Below are 21624 nucleotides of genomic sequence, written 5' to 3'. Positions count from 1 at the left end.
TGCGCGCCAAAGACTGAACCGACCCAAGCGGAGCGCCCAGATCATGCAACTCACCCTAGCCGATATTCACGCTGCCGCGCGGGTGATCGCGGGTGTGGCCGATCACACGCCACTGGTGCCCTCGCCCTTTCTGACGGCAAAGACCGGGCACGAGGTTTTGCTAAAGCTGGAAAACATGCAGCCCATCGGCGCGTTCAAGCTGCGCGGCGCGCTTAATGCTGTGGCGGCACTGGGTGACATGGCCAAGGGCGTGACCTGTTGTTCGACCGGCAATCACGGGCGCGGCGTGGCCTATGCCGCACGGGAACGCGGGCTGCGCGCCGTGATCTGCATGTCCAATCTGGTACCCGAAGCAAAGGTGAACGGTATCAAGGCACTGGGCGCAGAGGTTCGCATCTGCGGCACCAGTCAGGACGAGGCATTGGCCGAAGCGCAGCGGATGGTCGCGGATGAGGGACTGACAGACATATCGCCCTTTGACGATCCGCATGTGATCGCAGGGCAGGGAACCATCGGATTGGAATTGCTGGCAGCACGGCCCGACTTGCGCACACTGCTGATCCCGCTGTCCGGTGGCGGGCTGGCGGCGGGCATTGCGCTGGCGGCGCGCCAGATTCACCCCGATATCCGCATCATCGGCCTGACGATGGAGACCGGCGCCGCGATGCATGACAGCCTGAAGGCGGGCCATCCGGTCGAAGTGATCGAACGCGCATCGCTTGCCGACAGCCTCGGTGGTGGGATCGGTATGGATAACAAGCTCAGCTTTGCGATGTGCCGCGATCTGCTGGATGACGTCATTCTGATTTCCGAGGCAGAGATTTATCACGCGATGCAGGTGCTATATTATGAGGATCGCATCGTGGCAGAGGGCGCTTGCGTTGTTGGGATCGCGGCACTGCTGAATGGCAAGGTCGCACTGGATGGCCCCGCCGCGACCATCATTACAGGGCGCAATCTGGACATGCAGCTGCACGCCCGGATCATGGCCGGTCAGGACGTGACATTGGGCGATCTGCATTTGCCTGGCGCACCTTACGAGGGCGCGCCATGATTCGAATGACTAGCCGCTCGCTCATCCACGCTGCCCGTCACACTGCACAGACCAACCCCAGCTAAAGGAATATCTGCCCCATGCCCCACGACATCCGTGTGCTGACCGAAACGCAACTGCGCGGTGCTGTCGGCCTTGATATGGCAACGGTGCAGGTGATCGAACGCGCCTTTGCCGCGCTCGCACGGGGCGAGGTGATCATGCCGCCCATCTTGTCGATGGATTTGGAAAAGATCGGCGGCGAGTTTGACGTGAAAACCGCATATATCGACGGGCTGGAGCGTTTCGCACTAAAGGCCAGCACCGGGTTCTTCGGCAATGCCGCACTGGGCTTGCCCAGTCTTGGCGGGCTGATGATGGTCTTTTCGGCCAAAACCGGACAGGTCGAGGCGGTGCTGCTGGATAACGGCTATCTGACAGACATCCGCACGGCGGCGGCGGGTGCCGTGGCCGCGATGCATCTGGCCCCGGTTGGTGTGCGCACTGCGGGCGTGCTGGGCACCGGCCTACAGGCGCGCCTGCAACTGCGTGCCGCGCAACTGGTGCGCCCGTTCGAGGATGCGCTGGTCTGGGGTCGTGATCCGGCCAAGGCCGAGGCCTGTGCCCGCGAGATGGCCGAGACGCTGGGCGTTCCGGTGCGCGCCGTCACCGATCCCGCCGATCTGGTTGCGCAGAGCCAGCTGGTAATCACCACCACTCCGTCGCGCACACCGTTGATCACTGCCGACATGCTGCACCCTTGTCTGCACATCACGGCGATGGGATCGGACGCAGAGGGCAAGACTGAAGTCGCGCCAAAGGCGTTGATCGCGGCCGACACCTATTATTGTGACCGGGTCAGCCAATGCCGCAGCTTGGGCGAGTTGCGCGGCGCAATCGAGGCGGGTCTGTGGGACCGACCCGATCCCCCTGAACTGGGGCAGGTGATCATCGGTGAACGGGAAGGGCGCACCGAAGATGACGAAATCACGATCTGCGACCTGACTGGTACCGGCGCGCACGACACGGCCATCGCAACGCATGTAATGGATCTCCTGAGTGGCGGTGATGTCGGCACCGTGGTCCGAACCTGACATGATCCGGCTTGATCCCCGCGATATCGACATCCTGCGCGCATTGGCGCGGGACGGCCGAATGACCAACGCGGCACTGGCTGACGCGGTTGGCCTTTCTGCCAGCCCCTGCTGGGAACGGGTGCGCAAATTGCAAGAAGCGGGCGTGATCGATGGCATCCATGCGCATATCAGCCTGCGCAAGCTGGGGCCGCATGTCGAGGTATTCGTGACCGCAGAGCTGAGCGATCATACCGCCGCCGCGTTCCGTGTGTTCGAGGCCGCGATGGAACGTTATGCCGAAGTCACCGGCTGCTGGGCGCTGGGTGGTGGCTATGACTACCTGTTGCATGTGGTGACGCGCGATATCGACAGTTATCAGCGCCTCATCGACGCGATGCTGGAGGCCCGCATAGGGCTGGCACGTTATTTCACCTATATCGTGACCAAGACGGTCAAGGACAGCCCGGTGCCGCCGTTTGCTGCTGTGCTGGGCGGTGAGTGACAGAAGATTCTTCTGCGGAGGGCTGTTTTTTCAGAAACACAGGCTGACGTGTTTGGGGCATGTTTCGCACTAGAATCCTGGGGTGTGCCCAGGGTGGCTGATTTAGGAGTCTGACGATGCTGCGCAATGATCAACTGGCCGAATGGGACCGCGAGACATTTTTCCACCCTTCGACCCATCTGGCACAATTTGCCCGTGGCGAAGTGCAGAGCCGTATCATCAGCGGCGCGTCAGGCTGCCATATCGAGGACCGCAACGGCAACAAACATCTGGATGCCTTTGCCGGGCTATACTGCGTCAACGTGGGCTATGGCCGTCCCGAGATTGCCGAGGCGATTTCCAAACAAGCGCATGAACTGGCCTATTATCACGCCTATGTCGGTCACGGCACTGAGGCCAGCATCACACTGGCCAAGATGGTGCTGGACCGCGCGCCTGATCACATGAGCAAGGTCTATTTCGGTCTGTCCGGCTCTGATGCGAACGAGACCAACATCAAGCTGATCTGGTACTACAACAACATCCTCGGCCGGCCGGAGAAGAAGAAGATCATCAGCCGATGGCGCGGCTATCACGGCTCTGGCCTGATGACAGGCTCGCTGACGGGGCTGGAGTTGTTCCACAAGAAATTCGACCTGCCGCTGGCGCAGGTCGTGCATACCGAAGCGCCCTATTACTACCGTCGCGACGATCTGGATCAGACCGAAGAACAGTTCGTCGCTCATTGCGTGACCAAGCTGGAAGAGCTGATCGCGCGCGAAGGGGCAGACACCATCGCTGCCTTTATCGGCGAACCGGTGCTGGGTACCGGTGGCATCGTGCCGCCCCCCGCTGGCTACTGGCCCGCGATTCAGGCCGTGCTGGACAAACATGACATCCTGCTGGTCGCCGACGAGGTTGTGACCGGATTTGGCCGTCTGGGCACCATGATGGGGTCCGATCACTACGGGATCAAACCTGACCTGATCACCATCGCCAAAGGTCTGACGTCGGCCTATGCGCCGCTGTCGGGGTCCATCGTGTCTGACAAGATGTGGAAAGTGCTGGAGCAAGGCACCGACGAGAACGGTCCGATCGGCCACGGCTGGACCTATTCGGCGCATCCCATCGGTGCCGCGGCGGGCGTAGCTAACCTCAAGCTGTTGGACGATCTGGACCTGATCACCAACAACCGCGAAACCGGCGGCTACCTCAATTCCGCGATGCACGACGCGCTGGGCGATCACCCCAATGTCGGCGATATTCGGGGCGAGGGGATGCTGTGCGCCGTCGAATTTGTCAAGGATCGCAGCGACCGCGTATACTTTGATGCGGCGGACAAGGTCGGTCCGCAAATTGCGGGTGCGCTGGCGGATCTGGGTGTCATCGGGCGCGCCATGCCTCAGGGCGATATTCTGGGTTTCGCGCCGCCCTTCTGCCTCAATCGTGCCGAGGCCGACGAGGTCGTGACAAAAACAGTTCAAGCTGTTTCGCGCATTTTGGACTGACACTGCCTCGGCTAATTTCGAGGCAAGAGGTCGAAAATTTGTCAATGATAGTCGCAAACTGCCCAAAAACGACCGCTTAGTGCTTGCATCGCGACAGTGATCTGGATTTAGTACACGACGCACGCAGGGAAAACTGCGAATAAAAATATCAGGGAGCCGGACTTGGCGGATAAAAACAACGATGATGCGTTCGTCGAATTTGAACGCGTGCAAAAGAGTTATGATGGCGAAATTCTCGTTGTCAAAGATCTGAACCTGACGGTACCGCGCGGCGAATTCCTGACGATGTTGGGCCCCTCGGGATCGGGCAAGACCACATGCCTGATGATGCTCGCCGGGTTCGAAACCGCAACACATGGCGATATTCGTCTCGGCGGCACGTCGATCAACAACATCCCGCCACACAAGCGCGGCATCGGCATGGTGTTCCAGAACTACGCTCTGTTCCCGCACATGACGATTGCAGAGAACCTCAGCTTCCCGCTTGAGGTACGCAAAATGGGTAAGTCGGACCGCGAGGCCAAAGTCAAACGTGCGCTGGAAATGGTCGAGATGGGCGCCTTTGGCGGTCGCCGCCCGGCACAGCTCTCGGGTGGTCAGCAACAACGGGTCGCCTTGGCGCGCGCGCTTGTGTTTGAACCTGAACTGGTCCTGATGGACGAGCCGCTCGGCGCGCTGGACAAACAACTGCGCGAAAAGATGCAGTTCGAGATTACCGATCTGGCACACAATCTGGGAATTACCACGGTCTATGTGACCCACGACCAGACAGAGGCGTTGACCATGTCCGATCGTGTCGCAGTGTTCGACGATGGCCGGATTCAGCAGATCGACCCGCCGGACAAGCTTTATGAAGAGCCGGACAACAGTTTCGTCGCGCAATTCATCGGCGAAAACAACACGATGCTGGGCACGCTCAAAGAGATCAAAGACGGCACGGCGTTGGTTGAACTGGACGGCGGCGCACTGATCGATGCCAAACCGGTGAATGTCAGCGAAGTCGGTGCGCGCACCCGCGTATCCATCCGGCCGGAACGTGTTGAAATAGACAAGAAACGGCTAAAGCCTGGCGCACACACCCTAAAAGCGGAAGTGCTGGAATTCATCTATATGGGTGACATTTTCCGCACGCGCCTGCGCGTCGCCGGCAATGATGAGTTTATCGTCAAGACCCGTAACGCACCCGACCAGCGGCGCATGCAGCCCGGCGAGCAGATCGAGATCGGCTGGCTTCCAGAGGATTGCCGCGCGCTGGATGCGTAATAGGTTAGAAAATATCGTGGCCCTCCGGGGTTCGATGATCAGAGGGCCGCGTTGCCTCACCCGTGGCATGGCCTTCCCTCGTAAACAACGGGTATCACTAGGGAGAAATATACATGAAACTCACTAAGACACTGATGACCACCACGGCACTGACTGTTGCTGCGGGTATGGTCTCGGCCGAAGCGCATATGGCGAACGAAATGACCATCGTCAGCTGGGGCGGCGCCTATTCTAAGTCGCAGCAGCTTGCTTATCACGAGCCCTACATGGAAAAGACCGGCGTCACGATTGTGAACGACGAAAGCTCGGCCGAGGCCGTGGCCAAGCTGCGCGCGATGAACGAAGCGGGCAACGTCACTTGGGACGTGGTCGACGTGGTTGCCGCTGATGCGATTCGCCTGTGCGACGAAGGTCTGGCGATGGAAATCGACGCGGACGAACAGCTTGCCGATGGCGACGACGGCAGCAAGGCGTCGGACGATTTCGGTGACCTGCTGGTTTCCGACTGCTTCATCCCGCAGATCGTTTATTCGACCACGTTCGGTTATCGCACGGATATGGTGCCAGAAGGTGCAGACGCGCCTGACGACATCTGTGACGTGTTCGACACGGAAACATACCCCGGCAAGCGTTCGCTGGAAAAGCGCCCGATCAACAACATGGAATGGGCGCTGCTCTGCGATGGCGTTGCCAAGGACGAAGTCTATGACGTTCTGGGCACCGAAGAAGGTCAAGAGCAAGCCCTGGCCAAGCTCGGCACCATCAAGGATGACGTGATCTGGTGGTCGGCTGGCGCGGATACGCCCCAGTTGCTGGCGGATGGCGAAGTCTTCATGGGCTCGACCTACAATGGCCGTTTGTTCAGCGTGATCGAAGAGCAGGATCAGCCTGTTGCGATGATGTGGGACGCGCAGGTGTTCGACCTTGACGGCTGGATCATCCCCGCCGGTCTGAGCGACGAGCGCAAAGCACGCGCACTGGACTACATCATGTTCGCGACCGACACCCAGCGTCTGGCAGATCAGGCCAAATACATCAGCTACGGTCCGGCGCGCGCGTCGTCCGCACCGCTGGTGGGTCAGCACGCCGATCTGGGTATCGACATGGCACCACACATGCCGACCGATCCTAACAACGCCAAGAACACGTTCCTCTACAACTACGAGTTCTGGGCCGACTATCGCGATGACATCGACGCCAAATTCCAAGCGTGGCTCGCGAAGTAAACGAACCCGCAGGGGCGCGGACACCGCGCCTCTGCCACTAATTAAAGTGCGGCCCGCATGAACGGGCCGCACGACCCAAACGGGGGGACACGACCATATGCCCAAGGGCTATATCATCGGCCATATCACGGTGAACGATGCCGACGCGTATCGCGAATATGTCGAAAAGGATACGCCGATCCTGTTGGGCCTCGGCGGGACGTTCATCGTCCGCGGTGGACAGGCCGAGGTTGCCGAAGGTGCCGCGGAAAGCCGCCATGTGGTTATAGAATTTCCTACTTTCGAGGCCGCAAAGGCCGCCTACAACGATCCCGACTACCAAAAGGTAGCTGATATCAGGCGGCGCACGGCGACAAGCACAATCATTCTGGTCGAGGGCGTCTGACATGAGCGATAGCACCAATTCCGCCGGCAAGCCGGCCAAGGTTCTTGCAGCTGACGGCACACCGCTGAAGCGCAGCCTGAACCGCGCCCTGCGACTACAAAAGATGCGGGCGCTGATGTTGATCGCGCCTCTGCTGCTCTTTGTTCTCCTGACCTTTATCGCGCCGATCGCGGACATGTTGTTCCGTTCAGTCGAGAACCAGATCGTTTCGACGACACTGCCGCGCACCACGCAAAGCTTGGACACGTGGGATGCCAGTGCGGGCGAGCCACCGGCCGAGCCGGTCTTCGAGGCGCTCTATTATGACATGTTTCTCGCCGCCGAGGCCAAGGAACATACCAAGTTGGGCACGCGCCTGAACTACGAGGAAACCGGCATTTCGTCGCTGTTCCGCTCTTCGGGCCGCAAACTGGATGACATCGGAGAGGATCGTATCGACGCGCTCGAGGATCTTAACGAAGCGTGGGAGAGCGAAGCGTTCTGGTACGCTCTGATGAGCGGCCCGAGTGGTGCCGCCAAGGACACCGATCTGCTCAACGCACAGCGCAAACGGCTGACCGATCTGACGGATAATGGCCACGGCGGCGATATTGGCTTTGTCCCGTCGGCCGAAATCAGTGCGCTGTTACCGCGCACCGCCGCAGAATACACCGCCTTTGCATTCTTTACCGCCGTCGAGGATGGCGATGTGGTGGCTGAAGAAGAGCCATGGGAATCCGTCAAGGTTGCACTGACAGAGGATCTTCGCAGTGCCGACACCATCAGTGCGCTTGCGGGATATTCTGGCCCCGGCGCGGCAGAGCTGAGCGCGGCGCAAGCTGCTGTTGCCGACATGGAACCCTTAAATTTCCGCGATACCTTTGTCGATATCGACAAGGATTGGGGGGATTTGGACAACTGGCAAACGATCCAGACCTATAGCCCATCCTATACTAACGGCTATTTCTTAAATGCCGTCGATATGCAGAAATCACCCGACGGTGCAGAATTCCGCGACGATAACGAACGCATCTATGGCCTGCTATTCAAACGCACGCTGTTTATGAGTCTGATGATCACCGCCAGCTGTATCCTGCTGGCCTATCCGGTGGCATGGATTCTGGCAAACCTGCCAATGCGCACGGCAAACCTGCTGATGATCCTCGTGTTGCTGCCGTTCTGGACATCCCTGCTGGTGCGAACGTCGGCGTGGAAGGTGATGCTGCAACAGCAGGGCGTCATCAACGATGTTCTGGTCTGGCTGGGTATCGTCGGCGATGCAGATCGGCTGATTATGATCAACAACCAGTTCGGCACGATCGTGGCGATGACGCATATCCTGCTGCCGTTTATGATCCTGCCAATGTACTCGGTGATGCAGACCATCCCGCCCAGTTATCTGCGCGCTGCCAAATCGCTGGGCGCGACCAACTGGACAGCATTCTGGCGGGTCTATTTTCCGCAATCAGTGCCGGGGATCGGCGCGGGGTCCATCCTCGTGTTCATCCTATCCATCGGTTACTACATCACCCCAGAGATTGTCGGCGGCACCACCGGGACGTTCATCTCGAACCGGATCGCCTATCACATCTCATCCTCGCTCAACTGGGGCCTCGCGGCTGCTCTGGGCACCATTCTGCTGGCTGTCGTGCTGATCCTTTACTGGGCATATGACAAGATCGTCGGCATCGACAACGTGAAGTTGGGGTAAGGCACATGACAACAAGCGATATCGTCATCACCGAGACCGGCAAGAAACCAGTCAGCTTTTATGTCCCGGTCATTGCCGCAGCCGGGGCCTTTGCCGGGGTGTTCATCGGGACCGCGCAGGGGTCTACCCTGCTCGGCGTTGTCGTCGGCGCGGCGCTTTTGGCTGTCATAGGTTTTCTGGCAGTCGAAGTGTTGGGACGAGCACAGGAAAAGATGGTCCGTTGGGCCATTGTTGTCCTGTTTGCAGCGGGCGGATTTGCCGTTGGCGGGTTGCCGGGGGCAGTTGTCGGGGCCCTCTTTGGCTGGTTTTTTGGGTGGTTCGCCTATTGGATCGGGTTCAATCGCTACCGGGCCAAGCTGGTGCCGTATCTGACACCCGGACAAGTGCTGTGGCACTACACATTCCGGGTGATCTGCGGGCTGATCTTCTTCTTTCTGATCACGCCGATTGTGGTGGTGATGCCGCTCAGTTTCAACGCCGAGGATTTCTTTACCTTCACGCCCGAAATGCTGCGGTTTGATCCTGAGGGCTACAGCCTGAAACACTATCGCGACTTCTTTACCAATGCCGACTGGCAGCAGGCCCTGTGGAATTCGGTGCGTATCGCGCCGGTGGCAACGCTTCTGTCGGTCAGTTTCGGCACGCTCGCCGCCATTGGGCTCAGCCAGCCGCATGTGCCGTTCCGCCGTGCGATCATGGCGATCCTGATTTCACCGATGATCGTGCCGCTGATCATCTCGGCGGCAGGGATGTACTTCTTTTACTCGCGGCTGGGTCTGCAAGGCACCTATTGGGGTGTTGTGCTGGCCCACGCGGTTCTGGGCATTCCGTTCGTGATCATCACCGTCACCGCGACACTGGTGGGCTTTGATCGGTCCCTGACCCGCGCGGCGGCCAATATGGGCGCGAACCCGGTCACGACATTCTTTCGCGTGCAGATGCCACTGATCCTGCCGGGGGTAATCTCGGGCGGGCTGTTTGCCTTTATCACCTCGTTTGACGAAGTTGTGGTGGTACTCTTTGTCGGCTCCGCCGGACAAAAGACACTGCCGTGGCAGATGTTCACCGGCCTGCGCGAACAGATCAGCCCGACAATCCTCGCCGTGGCGACGATCCTTGTGGCGCTGTCGATCTTGCTGCTGGCAACAGTTGAGTTACTGCGCCGTCGGTCAGAGCGGCTGCGTGGGCTTAGCCCCGGCTAACGTCCGAACTCTACAGAAATCAGAAGTCTTTCAAACAGCGCGGTGGGTTGCACCGCGCTGTTCGCTTTTGCGCGCTACAACCTAGCTCCGCACCAGCTTCTCGTACCCTTCCGCAATCTCGCGGGCCATCGCACCAACCTCGAAACGGTAGTCACCGATCTGCCCCACCGGCGTCACCTCGGCGGCGGTCCCGGTCAGCCAGCATTGCTCGAACCCTTCCATCTCTTCGGGCATGATGTGGCGCTCATGCACCTTGATCTGGCGGTCCTTCAGCATCCCGATCACGGTTTGCCGAGTCAGACCATTGAGAAAACAATCAGGATCAGGCGTATGCACCTCGCCATCCTTGACAAAGAAGATATTTGCACCTGTCGCCTCGGCCACATAGCCGCGGTAATCCATGAACAGCGCGTCAGAGCATCCTTTCGCTTCTGCTGCGTGCTTGGATGTGGTGCAGATCATATAGAGACCGGCTGCCTTGGCATGGACCGGGATCGTTTCGGGGCTGGGGCGTTTCCACTTGGAGATGTCCAGCTTGGCCCCCTTCATCTTGGCGTCACCATAGTAGGCACCCCATTCCCACGCCGCGATGCACAGATGGACAGGATTACGCGCAGAGGCCACGCCCATGTCCTCACCCGCGCCACGCCACGCGACAGCGCGCACATAGCTGTCTGTCAGGCCATTTGCCGCAAGCACTTCCTGCTTGGCCGCTTCGATCTCGTCCACGGTCCATGGGATCTGGAAGTCCAACTCACCGGCAGAGAAGTGCAGACGTTCCGAATGTTCGCGGCTCTTGAAAATCTTGCCGTTATACGCGCGCTCGCCTTCAAACACTGAACTGGCGTAATGCATGGCATGCGTCAGAATATGAACGTTCGCCTCGCGCCAATCGATGAGCTTCCCGTCCATCCAGATCTTGCCGTCGCGGTCATCATAGCCAGCCATATCATTCATCTCCTCAATGGGCCTTTGCATTTATTGCGCCAACTTGGTCCGAAGCGGACATAAAGTTGCGCGGAAACTGCGATTCGCTAACAGTTTGATCTTGGAATGTCAACAAAGCTGACTTAAAATGCGGAATGACATAGTCAAGGATTGGAGAAACCCATGCGAGACGCCCAAGGCGGCGAGACGCTGCTCTTTCTCACCGACGAACAACTTCGCCAAGGGATCGAGGCGATGTTCTTTGCCTATCGGGGCTTTACCTCTGATCCGGACCGTATTCTGGCGACAATGGCCTATGGCCGCGCCCATCACCGGGCGGTCCATTTCATCGCGCGCAGTCCGGGCACGACGGTAAACAATCTGCTCAGCATTCTTGGCGTAACCAAACAATCACTCAATCGTGTGTTGCGAACATTGGTCGAGGACGGTCTGGTAGACAGTCAGGTTGGCACCTCAGACAAGCGCGAGCGCAACTTGTACCTGACCGATAAAGGGGCGGCGTTGGAACGTAAACTCAGCGATGCACAACGTGCGCGGATGCGCGCGGCGTTCCGTTCCGCGGGACCAGAGGCGGTCAGCGGCTTTCGTCAGGTGCTAGAGGCGATGATGGATCCAGATATGCGCCATCGTTACCACGCGCTGAGAGAGGTTGCATCGTGAGCGACCCGGCACCCCACCTCCTGATTGTCGATGATGACGAACGAATACGCGGCCTTCTCCGCAAATTTCTGGCGCGCAACGGATTTCTGGTTTCGGTCGCGCGGGACGCGGCCCATGCCCGGCGGGTACTGGCAGGGTTGGAATTCGACCTGATCGTGCTCGACGTGATGATGCCCGGAGAGGACGGCGTGGAGCTTACCCGCGCGTTGCGCGCCGACCTGTCAACACCGATCCTGTTGCTGACGGCCAAGGGCGAAACCGAAGACCGCATCGCCGGACTAGAAGCTGGGGCCGACGATTATCTGCCCAAACCATTCGAGCCAAAGGAACTGTTACTGCGGATCAATGCGATCCTGCGTCGTATGCCCGAGCCTGAGCCGGAAACCACAGTGCCAAAGATCCTCCAGCTTGGTCCCGTACGGTATGACATCGAGCGGTCCGAACTGATGAGTGGCGAAGAGACGATTCGTCTGACTGCGACCGAGACGCAGCTGATGCGCATCTTTTCCGAACATCTTCGCAAGCCGGTCAGCCGCACCAAACTGGTCGAAGATCTGGGGCGCGACAAGGGACAAGCACAGGAACGCGCGGTGGATGTCCAGATCACCCGCCTGCGGCGCAAGATAGAGGCCGACCCGAAGCAGCCCCGCTATCTGCAAACAGTACGTGGCGAGGGCTACATGCTGACGCCGGACTGAGGCAGATTTTCATGTCCTATAGCACCCCATATATCCTCCGGCCGAAAATATCCCTGCCGGGGGTATGAAAATTTCGGGCAACGTCTGCTCAGATCACCCGGATCACATCCTTGTCGATCGCCAGCACATACCCCTTGCGCGCGATGTTCTTGACCAGCAGTTCACTGACCATCTGATTGCCCAACGTATCGCGCAGGCGTTTGATCCGTGTGGCGCCCGCTGCCTCTTCGCAATCGCTGGCGTTGCGGCCCGAAATCATGCCCTCGATCTCGGCTCCTGTCAGGACGTCGCCATCCATCCGGGCCTCGGCCAGTATCGATAACGTTTCCATCGCCGCATCGGTCAGTTTGAATCCCATGTTGTTCAGGTAAACAGACTTCTCGGCCCGGCTGATCAGCAACGAACTTACCTGAATGCCAGAGCGTTCGATCTGGGCCATACGACGGTTCATGGCGATCAGCATGACCAGAAATACCAGTGCTGCCACCAGCAATGACGTGGCAAAGATCAGCAATACGAATATCACCATGCGGTAACTAACCAATGTCTCGGAAAATGCGGTACCAGACAGGGCGAGGATTTCCAGCAGCTTGATCTCGGCGTCGCTGGTCAGCGCGTCGTTCTCGACAAAAATGCGTTCGACGCGTGCGTTGAACGCATTGGCGTCCGGCAGCGATAGAAACAGCAGCACGGCGGCCAGCGTCAGAATCACCACGATGGCGATCACGCCAATGATCACAACACGGCCACCCGACCGGCGGGCATCCGCAGCAGAGGAATGGGTCAGGTCATTCAAAGGCACTCCCCCGGTGTGATCATTGTTGTCTGACAGACAGCACTTTTAACAGGGTCAGCCCCTGCGATGCCAGCAGACTGGACAGCTGGGCGCGGGCCGATGCCATCGTGCACGGCGCGCTGATCTGCGCCACATTGTAATGCAGCTTAAAAGGGTTATCCTGCTTGGCCTTGTATTCGGCATAGCAGGCGGCATCGGCCGCACTGGCGCCGAACGATATCAGGGCCACGAGGGCCGCAAGGATCAATTGGTGTCTCATGGATCGCAACATGACCCAGCCCGTGACGCTATTCAATAACCATAGGGCAATCTGGGCCGTTAGCGTCGCTGTTATCAGATAACAACCCGACGTTATTGCCTGTCTCGGTGGGTCGGGCCCAGTTTGGTGTCATCGCTTCTGCCCACTCATCGGGTGGACCTGACAACACCTGACCTCGAAAGGATTACACTCATGTCTGGTAAATTCATTTCTCTGATCCTCGCCGCGTCACTCGCCGTGACCGGCATGACCGCCGCCCCGGCCCGCGCTGACGACAAGGATATTGCACGCGCTCTGGCTGCCATTGCTGGCATCGCCATCATCGGCGCTGCGATTCATGACAACAACAAGAGCAAGCGCCGCCCCGCTCCTTATGTGTCCAGCCGTAATAATGGCCACGGCTATAAGGCACACCGCGCCCATCGCGGTCACAAGCAGGCGCAGCGCCAACATCGCCGTCACAAGCAACAACGTCGTGCCCACCGTCGGGCGCATGGCTACCACAACGGTTACGGCCAACAGCGGTATAGCGCACGGCCGCGCTACACACATTAATCAGGTTTCGTGAGTACCAGCTGCCAATAAGAACCAGCGACTGGTTGTGTGACGGGAGAGGGGCATTTTGCCCCTCTCCCTTTTTTTGCATCCGACCACCATTTGTGTGACACAAGGCAGGTCAGGCATGGGGATGCACAGAATGGAAAAGCAGGGCTTCGAGGGTGCCAATGACGGCGCATTCACACGATCAGATCTGAAAGGCACGATGGCCGAATCCAGCTATGCGGGTGCGCTCAGTTTCATGCGGCGCAAATACACCCGCGATCTGACGGGGGTGGATGTGGCTGTCACAGGCATTCCGTTCGACCTGTCCGTGAGTAACCGTCCCGGCACCCGTTTCGGGCCAGAGGCCGTCAGAAAGGCCTCGGCTCAGCACGCTTGGGGTCCGGTCTGGCCTTGGCGATTCGATCCTTTCGATACGCTGGCCGTCACCGACTATGGAGATTGCGATTTTGACTGGGGCGCCCCAATGGACATCCCCGATGTGATCGAGGCGCATGTCGCGGGCATTCTGGCGGCTGGCGCCTCCACGCTGATGCTGGGGGGTGATCATTTCTGCACCTACCCGGTGCTGCGCGCCTATGCCGAGAAATTCGGCCCTCTCAGCCTTGTGCAATTCGACGCACATCGCGACGTTGAGGCAGACCCCGGCGCCCGACTCGATCATGGCAGCATGTTTAACTACGCCATCCGCGAAGGGGTGATTGATCCGACCCGCTCGGTGCAGCTGGGCATACGCACCTGTTTTCGCGGCGAGCAAAGCTATGGCATGCGCGTGATTTATGCGGATCAGGCACATGAAACACCCGCAGCTGATCTGGCGCAAATCATCCGCGAGACCGTTGGCGACGGCCCGGCATATCTGACGTTTGACATCGACTGTCTTGATCCTTCTACCGCACCGGGCACGGGCACACCGGTGCCCGGCGGGCTGACCAGCTATCAGGCGTTGTCGATCCTGCGGGCAATGAAGGGGATGGATTTTGCCGGTATAGACGTGGTCGAAGTGTCACCGCCGTATGACCATGCCGAAATGACATCGAATGCCGCTGCAATGGTCGCGATCGAATTATTGTGCCTAAAGGCCTATGCCCGCGGCGCACGCGCCGAAGAGATGGCAACATAGTGCAGGCAATGACCCCCGACTTCAGCTTTGAGCAGGCCGGTTTTGCCGATGGCTACCACGTAATCGCCGGGGTGGACGAGGTCGGACGCGGCCCGCTGGCCGGTCCCGTCACTGCGGCAGCCGTCATTCTGGACCCCGCGCGCATCCCCGACGGCATGCACGATTCCAAGAAGCTGACCGCGAAACGCCGCGAGGCGCTCTATGAACAGATCGCTGCCGTGGCTGAAGTGTCCATCGCGCATGCCAGCGTCGAAGAGATTGACAGCCTCAACATCCTGCGCGCCTCGCATCTGGCGATGGAGCGCGCGGTAGATGGATTGCCGCGTGTACCCGATCTGGCGCTGATCGATGGCAATATGATTCCGGCCGGTCTGACGATGGCGGCACAGGCCATCGTCAAGGGTGACGCACGGTCTTTGTCGATTTCGGCTGCCTCAATTATGGCCAAAATCTGTCGAGATTATGTCATGTGGGATTTGGCGCAACAGTGGCCGGGATACGGTTGGGAAACCAACGCAGGATATCCGTCCAAAAGTCACAAACTCGCGCTGCGAAATCTTGGTGTGACCCCACACCATAGACGTTCCTTCAAACCAGTCCACAATATCTTGTATCAAGAAAAATAACTAACATACTGATTCAATAAAGAAATTGACCACGAATCAGCTTTGACTCATCTTTGACCTCAACGAACCAGAGCGCAGCAAGCGCCGGGACAGAGGCAGAGAATGAAGACGATGACCAAAGCAAAGAGCGCGGCTGCGCTCCCTCTTAACACGATTCTTTCCGGCGACTGCATCGAGGTGATGCAGTCCCTGCCAGAAGCGTCGGTTGATCTGATTTTTGCAGATCCGCCATATAACCTCCAGCTCAAGGGCGACTTGCATCGCCCCGACAATTCCCAAGTGGATGCCGTCGATGACGCCTGGGATCAATTTTCCTCGTTTGCCGCCTATGACAGATTTACCCAAGACTGGCTTCAGGCAGCACGCCGATTGCTCAAACCCAACGGGGCTATTTGGGTGATCGGCTCTTATCACAACATCTTTCGGGTCGGTTCTGCGATGCAGGACGCTGGCTATTGGATCCTGAACGATGTGGTCTGGCGCAAGTCGAACCCGATGCCGAATTTCCGCGGCAAGCGTTTGACCAATGCGCACGAAACGATGATCTGGGCGTCCAAACAGGAAGGTGGCAAATACACCTTCAACTATGAGGCGCTGAAATCCCTGAACGAAGGTATCCAGATGCGCAGCGACTGGGTATTGCCGATCTGCACCGGGCATGAGCGGCTCAAGAACGAGGATGGCGACAAGGCACATCCAACGCAAAAACCAGAAAGCCTGCTGCACCGCGTTCTGGTGGGCAGCACCAACCCCGGCGATGTGGTCCTCGACCCGTTCTTTGGCACCGGAACGACCGGCGCAGTGGCCAAGATGCTGGGCCGCGATTTCATCGGGATCGAACGCGAAGCCGCCTATCGCGAGGTGGCCGAGAAACGCCTGAAAGGCATCCGCAAGTACGACCGAGAGGCGCTGGAAGTGTCCACCAGCAAACGCGCAGAACCACGCGTGCCCTTCGGTCAGCTGGTCGAACGCGGCATGCTGCGTCCCGGCGAGGAACTCTATTCGATGAACAAGCGGCACAAGGCCAAGGTCCGCGCCGATGGCACCCTGATCGGCGAGGACATCAAGGGGTCAATCCATCAGGTCGGTGCCCATCTGGAAGGCGCGCCCAGCTGCAATGGCTGGACCTACTGGTGTTTCAAGCGCGACGGCAAAAAGGTCCCGATTGACCTGTTGCGCCAGCAAATCCGCGCCGAAATGGCCAGCCGCCCGAACTGAAGCTTTCGAACACTACAAAGAACACCGCCGGTGCCTGCGGCCTGACGCTAGGCACTATACCTCTGCCCCGTCACCTCATGTGACGGGGCCTTTTTTCTGCTATCCGGCATGCTTGTTCGCTGTCTTTACCGCGGGGATGGATTCAGCGCCTTGTTATACGCCTTCCATTCGGTGATCTCGGGGTAATACATCTCGCGCCAGCGCCGCACCCGCCGGTTCATCACGCGCCGCCACAACGGCGGGACCATCGCCGCCATGGTCATCAGCGGATAGCCATAGGGCAGTTGCGGCGCGTTGGCCTCGGTATAGTTTTGCAACAGTGGGAATCGGCGGTCGGGTTTGTAATGGTGGTCCGAATGGCGTTGCAGGTTGATCAGCAGCCAGTTCGACGCCTTGTGCGCGGCATTCCAGCTGTGTTGCGGTTTGACATGCTCGTATTTGCCATCCCCCAGATGTTTGCGGGTCAGGCCGTAATGTTCGATATAGTTCACTAATTCCAGCTGCCAGACCGCGATAAAGGCCTGCCAGACGAACAGAAAGAGACCCGCCCAGCCCCCCAGCAACAGCGCCAGCACCAGCATCGCGCCCTGTAGCGCCCAATACCGGAAAAACGGATTGCTGGGATGCGTCCACGCGCGGTCCTTGCGGGCCTGCATCGCCTTTTCCGCGGCAAAGGCGGATTTCAGCGAACCGGGCAGCACGCGGATAAAGAACCGATAGAACCCCTCGTTATACCGCGCGGTTACCGGATCGCGCGGCGTGCCGACGTGACGGTGATGCACCAGCAGGTGCTCGGACCGGAAATGCGAATACAGGACCATCGCCAACAGCGCATCGCCCATCCAGCGTTCCCACTTGTTTTTCTGGTGCATCAGCTCGTGACTGTAGTTGATCCCGACAGTGCCGGTGATCACACCAACGCCAAAGAACAGCACGATTTTTTCCAACGCGCTCAAATGGTCCGCACTGGGCACATACCAGATCATCCAGAACAGCAGCACGACCTGAACAGGTGCCCAGATCAGCGTGATCATCTTGTACCATGTCAGCTGGTCCTCGCCCGTTTCAGGGTCGTTGTTTGCCAGATTGAGGCCAATGAATGCATCGAGAATGGTAAAGAAATACCATGTGAACAACGGCAGCAGGATGACAGTCCACCCGCCCACTAGGGCACCGATCAGCGCGAGCGGCACCAGCAGTAACGTCATCCAGAACGGAAGGGCGTTCTGTACCTTTGCGACGGTTGAGGGTGGGGTCATATCCAGGTGATCCTTGAGCAGAGGTCAGAGGGGTGTTTGGTGCGACTCTATCCGAGATTTTCCAGCCTGCCACGCGCCAGATCAAAGACTTTGCGCATAACGGTGGGTAATTCGGTGGGTCGAAACCGGGATCGTTCGATAAACGTCCCATGGTCGGGCGCGGCATTCATCGGGGTCGATGCGATTGCAATCTTCAGACGCAGGTGGAAATGGGTAAAGGTATGACGCGCCTCGTCCTCCAACAGCAGCCATTCGGCGTCAACAGGTGGGGTCGGTTCAGGTACCGCTTCGGTCCATTCACTACCGGGCCAGCCCAGCATGCCGCCCAACAGGCCCCGATCCTCGCGCCGCTCCAGCAACAACGCACCATCGGCACGTTGCGCGACATAGGCGATCCCGAGGCGGATCGGTTTGGGCTTTTTCGGCAGTTTTGCGGGCAGGGCCGCTGCGGTTCCTGCCGTGCGCGCCGCACAAAACGCCATCCAGGGGCAGATCCCGCAGGCAGGATTGCGCGGCGTGCAGATCGTTGCCCCCAAGTCCATGACGGCCTGTGCATAGTCTCCGGGCCGGTCAGATGGTGTCAGGGCGGCGGCGGCGGCGGTCAGTTCGGGTTTGGCGGTGGGCAGCGGCGTGTGAATGTCGTGCAACCGTGCCATCACCCGTTCCACATTGCCGTCCACGACGGTCTCGGGCGCATCAAACGCGATGGCCGAGATCGCAGCGGCGGTATAGGGGCCGATGCCGGGCAGTTTTAGCAGTTCGGCATGTGTGTCGGGAAAGCGCCCGTCATACTCGTCCGTCACCACACGCGCACATTTCAGCAGGTTGCGCGCCCGCGCGTAGTAGCCCAGCCCGGCCCATGCGCCCATCACGTCGGCATCCTCGGCACCAGCCATGTCCGTGACAGTCGGCCAGCGTGCGGTAAACGCCTCAAAGTAACTGCGTACGGCGGCAACGGTGGTTTGCTGCAACATGACTTCGGACAGCCAGACCGCATAGGGATCGGGTCGCTGGCCTGACAGCCGTGCGGCCGGGGCCACGCGCCAAGGCATGCTGCGCGCATTGGCGTCGTACCAGTCCAGCAAAAGGGCCGACAGCCGTGCCGCGCCGGGCGTATCACGCATTCTTTATGTCCTGATCAGGTTATGGGCTGGCATGCAGTGCCACATGCCCTAAAATGCGGTTTCAGAGAATGAGGTCAACCATGGCAAACCGCAAGACCACGACGCGCGGCTTTAAACGCACATCCAGCCTGCTTCAGGACCGGATCAAGCGTGCCTCGGCCAGTCGTGGATTCGAACAATCGCGCCTGCTGACCCAATGGACAGAGATCGCAGGAGAGGCGATCGCCGCCATTTCGCGCCCTGTCAACGTTTCCTATTCGCGCGGGGGTTTTGGCGCGACCTTGACCGTGCTGACCACCGGCCCGCAGGCGCCGATGCTGGAAATGCAGAAGGAAAAGCTGCGCGAGAAAGTGAACGGCGTTTATGGCTACAACGCGATTTCGCGCATCCTGATTACCCAGACCGCGGCGACCGGCTTTGCCGATGGTCAGGCCAGCTTTGAGCATCGCGCCAAACCGCAAGCGGAGGCCCACAACGATCCGCAGGTCAATGCAACGGCGGCAGAACTGGCGGCACCCGTCGGCGATGCCAATCTGCGCCTTGCACTTGCTGCGCTGGGTGCCAATGTACTGTCCAAACAGAAAAGCTGATCCACAAAGGGATAAATGATGAACCGTATGACAATTCTCGGCGCTGTTACGCTCGCTGCATGGGGCGGCGCGCTGATGGCTCAGACCGACACAGCGACCGAAGGCACTGCAACCGAAAGCGCCGCGACCCAAGAGGCCGCACCAGAGGCAGAAGCGGCGTCGCCAACCGAGACCTCCGAGGCCGAAGCGGCCGCAGAACCGGCAGAGAAAGATACCGCCGCCACCGAGGCGCCCACCCCAGAACCGAACGCAGATGGCATCTACGAAATGACGCTGGGCAACCCGGATGCCAACGTGACTGTGACAGAATACGCCTCGTTCACTTGCCCGCATTGCGCAAACTTTCACAAGACGACGTTCAAGCAACTCAAGTCCAACTATATCGACACCGGCAAGATCCAGTTCATCTATCGCGATGTTTACTTCGACCGTCCCGGCCTGTGGGCTGCGATGGTGGCGCGTTGTGACGGGCCGTCCCGGTTCTTTGGCATCTCTGACATGCTCTACAATCAGCAGCGTGATTGGGTATCGGGTAGCGATCCGGTGGCCATAGCCGACAAGCTGCGCAAGATCGGCAAAGTCGCCGGTATGGGCGAAGAGCAGCTAGAAGCATGCCTGACCGATGCGGCCAAGGCCGAGGCGCTTGTCGCGTGGTTTCAGACCAATGCCGAGGCGGATGACATCAGCTCGACGCCGACGCTGATGATCAACGGAGAGCAACACAGCAACATGAGCTATGAAGAGCTGTCCAAGATCCTCGACGAGAAGCTCGCGGAATGAGTGCAGCACCCCTCGCCGGCCTCAAGGTGATCGAACTGGCCCGCATTCTGGCCGGTCCTTGGGCCGGGCAGACATTGGCCGATCTCGGGGCCGAAGTGATCAAGGTCGAGAGCCCCGAGGGGGATGACACCCGTCGCTGGGGGCCGCCTTTTATTGATCGTGGCGACGAACGAAGCGCGGCTTATTTTCACGGCTGCAACCGTGGCAAGAAGAGCGCCGCGGTCGATTTTCGCACCCCCGAAGGTCAGGAACGCGTCCGGCAGATGGTGGCGGATGCCGATATCGTGATCGAGAATTTCAAGGTGGGTGGTCTGGCCAAATACGGGCTGGATTACGCCAGCCTGTCACAGGTCAATCCGCGCCTGATCTACTGCTCGATCACCGGGTTCGGGCAGGATGGGCCATATGCGCACCGGGCGGGATACGACTATATCATTCAGGGCATGTCCGGGTTGATGTCGATCACCGGTGCGCCGGACGGCCAGCCAACCCGCGCGGGCGTTGCGATTACGGATGTGTTCAGTGGGGTCTATGCCACGACGGCGATCCTCGCGGCGGTGCACCAGCGCCACACGACCGGCAAGGGGCAGCAGATAGACATGGCGTTGCTGGATGTGGCTGTGGCTGTCACGGCCAATCAGGCGATGAACTACTTGTCGACCGGGCAGGCGCCGGGGCGCATCGGTAATTTTCACCCCAATCTGACACCCTATCAGGTGTTCGATTGTGCGGATGGATACATCATCATCGCAGTGGGCAATGACGGGCAGTACCAGCGCCTGTGCGACGTATTGGGCGTGCCGGAACTGGCGCACGCGCCGGAATATGCCACCAATGCCGACCGAGTGGCGCATCGTGACCGGTTGACCGAATTGCTGACTGCGCGCACGGCCGAATTTACCAAGGCCGATCTCTTGGCCGCCTGCGAAGGGGCAGGCGTGCCCGCCGGACCGATCAATGCGCTCGACGAGGTATTCGCCGATCCGCAAGTGGTTGCGCGCGGCCTTCAGATCGCGCCGGGCGGTGTGCCCGGTGTCCGTACGCCGATCCAGTTTTCAGACGCCGATCTGGTGCTGGAACGACCATCACCCAAACTGGGCGACGGTGACGCTTGATAG

The 21624-nt window shown here is 59.4% G+C and carries 23 protein-coding genes; 18 read left to right on the top strand and 5 right to left on the bottom strand.

What is annotated here, in order from left to right:
• Nucleotides 1-43 precede the first annotated feature (43 nt).
• From eutB to N7U68_RS11035, 9 genes are all read left to right on the top strand, one after another.
• Entirely contained in the window at nt 44-1054 is a 1011-nt protein-coding gene (eutB, locus tag N7U68_RS11075) for a hydroxyectoine utilization dehydratase EutB (protein WP_263046835.1), read from the top strand.
• Nucleotides 1055-1134: 80 nt separating this feature from the next.
• Nucleotides 1135-2127 (top strand): cyclodeaminase, encoded by a 993-nt coding sequence (locus tag N7U68_RS11070; protein WP_263046834.1) that lies wholly within the window; start codon nt 1135-1137, stop codon nt 2125-2127.
• Nucleotides 2128-2131: 4 nt separating this feature from the next.
• Complete coding sequence (locus N7U68_RS11065) at nt 2132-2611, top strand: Lrp/AsnC family transcriptional regulator (protein WP_165197890.1); 480 nt, start codon at nt 2132-2134, stop codon at nt 2609-2611.
• 116 nt (nt 2612-2727) lie between these two features.
• Complete coding sequence (locus tag N7U68_RS11060) at nt 2728-4098, top strand: aspartate aminotransferase family protein (RefSeq protein WP_263046833.1); 1371 nt, start codon at nt 2728-2730, stop codon at nt 4096-4098.
• 162 nt (nt 4099-4260) lie between these two features.
• Nucleotides 4261-5361: an ABC transporter ATP-binding protein gene (locus tag N7U68_RS11055; RefSeq protein ID WP_165195539.1), complete on the top strand. Its 1101-nt coding sequence runs from the start codon at nt 4261-4263 to the stop codon at nt 5359-5361.
• A 113-nt stretch (nt 5362-5474) separates the two neighbouring features.
• Nucleotides 5475-6587: an extracellular solute-binding protein gene (locus N7U68_RS11050; protein WP_165195541.1), complete on the top strand. Its 1113-nt coding sequence runs from the start codon at nt 5475-5477 to the stop codon at nt 6585-6587.
• Nucleotides 6588-6684: 97 nt separating this feature from the next.
• A complete protein-coding gene (locus N7U68_RS11045; RefSeq protein WP_165195543.1) occupies nt 6685-6972 on the top strand; it encodes a DUF1330 domain-containing protein in 288 nt (95 codons plus the stop codon).
• Nucleotide 6973: 1 nt separating this feature from the next.
• The gene (locus N7U68_RS11040; RefSeq protein ID WP_263046832.1) at nt 6974-8662 is read left to right on the top strand and encodes an ABC transporter permease; all 1689 of its coding nucleotides are present in this window, start codon (nt 6974-6976) and stop codon (nt 8660-8662) included.
• 5 nt (nt 8663-8667) lie between these two features.
• Nucleotides 8668-9864, top strand: coding sequence for an ABC transporter permease (locus N7U68_RS11035; protein WP_165195547.1), 1197 nt, complete (start codon nt 8668-8670; stop codon nt 9862-9864).
• Between the two features lie 81 nt (nt 9865-9945).
• On the opposite strand, the gene N7U68_RS11030 is transcribed toward N7U68_RS11035, so the two are convergent.
• Complete coding sequence (locus tag N7U68_RS11030) at nt 9946-10812, bottom strand: branched-chain amino acid aminotransferase (protein ID WP_165195549.1); 867 nt, start codon at nt 10810-10812, stop codon at nt 9946-9948.
• A 162-nt stretch (nt 10813-10974) separates the two neighbouring features.
• On the opposite strand from N7U68_RS11030, the gene N7U68_RS11025 reads away from it, so the two are divergent.
• A complete protein-coding gene (locus tag N7U68_RS11025) occupies nt 10975-11472 on the top strand; it encodes a MarR family winged helix-turn-helix transcriptional regulator (RefSeq protein ID WP_165195551.1) in 498 nt (165 codons plus the stop codon).
• Nucleotides 11469-12170, top strand: a complete 702-nt coding sequence (locus N7U68_RS11020) for a response regulator (RefSeq protein ID WP_165195553.1) — start codon at nt 11469-11471, stop codon at nt 12168-12170. The genes N7U68_RS11025 and N7U68_RS11020 overlap by 4 nt, the downstream gene beginning before the upstream one ends.
• Nucleotides 12171-12258: 88 nt before the next feature.
• Here N7U68_RS11020 and N7U68_RS11015 read toward each other — a convergent pair whose 3' ends face one another.
• On the bottom strand, nt 12259-12957 hold the full coding sequence (locus tag N7U68_RS11015; protein ID WP_373323002.1) for a winged helix-turn-helix domain-containing protein: 699 nt from the start codon (nt 12955-12957) through the stop codon (nt 12259-12261).
• Between the two features lie 28 nt (nt 12958-12985).
• The gene (locus N7U68_RS11010; RefSeq protein ID WP_263046831.1) at nt 12986-13213 is read right to left on the bottom strand and encodes a hypothetical protein; all 228 of its coding nucleotides are present in this window, start codon (nt 13211-13213) and stop codon (nt 12986-12988) included.
• Nucleotides 13214-13417: 204 nt separating this feature from the next.
• On the opposite strand from N7U68_RS11010, the gene N7U68_RS11005 reads away from it, so the two are divergent.
• The 4 genes from N7U68_RS11005 (at nt 13418) to N7U68_RS10990 (ending at nt 16753) form a co-directional block, all read left to right on the top strand.
• On the top strand, nt 13418-13780 hold the full coding sequence (locus tag N7U68_RS11005; RefSeq protein ID WP_165195559.1) for a hypothetical protein: 363 nt from the start codon (nt 13418-13420) through the stop codon (nt 13778-13780).
• 142 nt (nt 13781-13922) lie between these two features.
• Entirely contained in the window at nt 13923-14909 is a 987-nt protein-coding gene (speB, locus tag N7U68_RS11000; protein WP_263046830.1) for an agmatinase, read from the top strand.
• Nucleotides 14910-14917: 8 nt separating this feature from the next.
• On the top strand, nt 14918-15535 hold the full coding sequence (gene rnhB / locus N7U68_RS10995; RefSeq protein ID WP_263046829.1) for a ribonuclease HII: 618 nt from the start codon (nt 14918-14920) through the stop codon (nt 15533-15535).
• A gap of 102 nt (nt 15536-15637) precedes the next feature.
• A complete protein-coding gene (locus N7U68_RS10990) occupies nt 15638-16753 on the top strand; it encodes a site-specific DNA-methyltransferase (RefSeq protein WP_165195565.1) in 1116 nt (371 codons plus the stop codon).
• Nucleotides 16754-16878: 125 nt separating this feature from the next.
• On the opposite strand, the gene N7U68_RS10985 is transcribed toward N7U68_RS10990, so the two are convergent.
• Together N7U68_RS10985 and mutY are read right to left on the bottom strand one after the other, a co-directional pair.
• Complete coding sequence (locus N7U68_RS10985; protein ID WP_263046828.1) at nt 16879-18012, bottom strand: alkane 1-monooxygenase; 1134 nt, start codon at nt 18010-18012, stop codon at nt 16879-16881.
• Nucleotides 18013-18059: 47 nt separating this feature from the next.
• Nucleotides 18060-19136, bottom strand: coding sequence for an A/G-specific adenine glycosylase (gene mutY / locus N7U68_RS10980; RefSeq protein ID WP_263046827.1), 1077 nt, complete (start codon nt 19134-19136; stop codon nt 18060-18062).
• A gap of 80 nt (nt 19137-19216) precedes the next feature.
• On the opposite strand from mutY, the gene N7U68_RS10975 reads away from it, so the two are divergent.
• Genes N7U68_RS10975 through N7U68_RS10965 form a run of 3 tightly spaced genes read left to right on the top strand, consistent with a single transcriptional unit; the run spans nt 19217 to nt 21621 of the window.
• Nucleotides 19217-19726 carry a DUF721 domain-containing protein gene (locus N7U68_RS10975; RefSeq protein ID WP_263046826.1) on the top strand — a complete coding sequence of 170 codons (510 nt, stop codon included), beginning with the start codon at nt 19217-19219 and terminating at the stop codon, nt 19724-19726.
• Between the two features lie 18 nt (nt 19727-19744).
• On the top strand, nt 19745-20506 hold the full coding sequence (locus N7U68_RS10970; protein ID WP_263046825.1) for a DsbA family protein: 762 nt from the start codon (nt 19745-19747) through the stop codon (nt 20504-20506).
• Nucleotides 20503-21621 carry a CaiB/BaiF CoA transferase family protein gene (locus tag N7U68_RS10965; protein ID WP_263046824.1) on the top strand — a complete coding sequence of 373 codons (1119 nt, stop codon included), beginning with the start codon at nt 20503-20505 and terminating at the stop codon, nt 21619-21621. The genes N7U68_RS10970 and N7U68_RS10965 overlap by 4 nt, the downstream gene beginning before the upstream one ends.
• Nucleotides 21622-21624: the final 3 nt, after the last annotated feature.

This window comes from Roseovarius pelagicus (assembly GCF_025639885.1).
Lineage (GTDB): Bacteria > Pseudomonadota > Alphaproteobacteria > Rhodobacterales > Rhodobacteraceae > Roseovarius > Roseovarius pelagicus.
The sequence above is the reverse complement of the archived record's forward strand: the minus strand, read 5'-3'. Positions and strand labels throughout refer to the sequence as shown.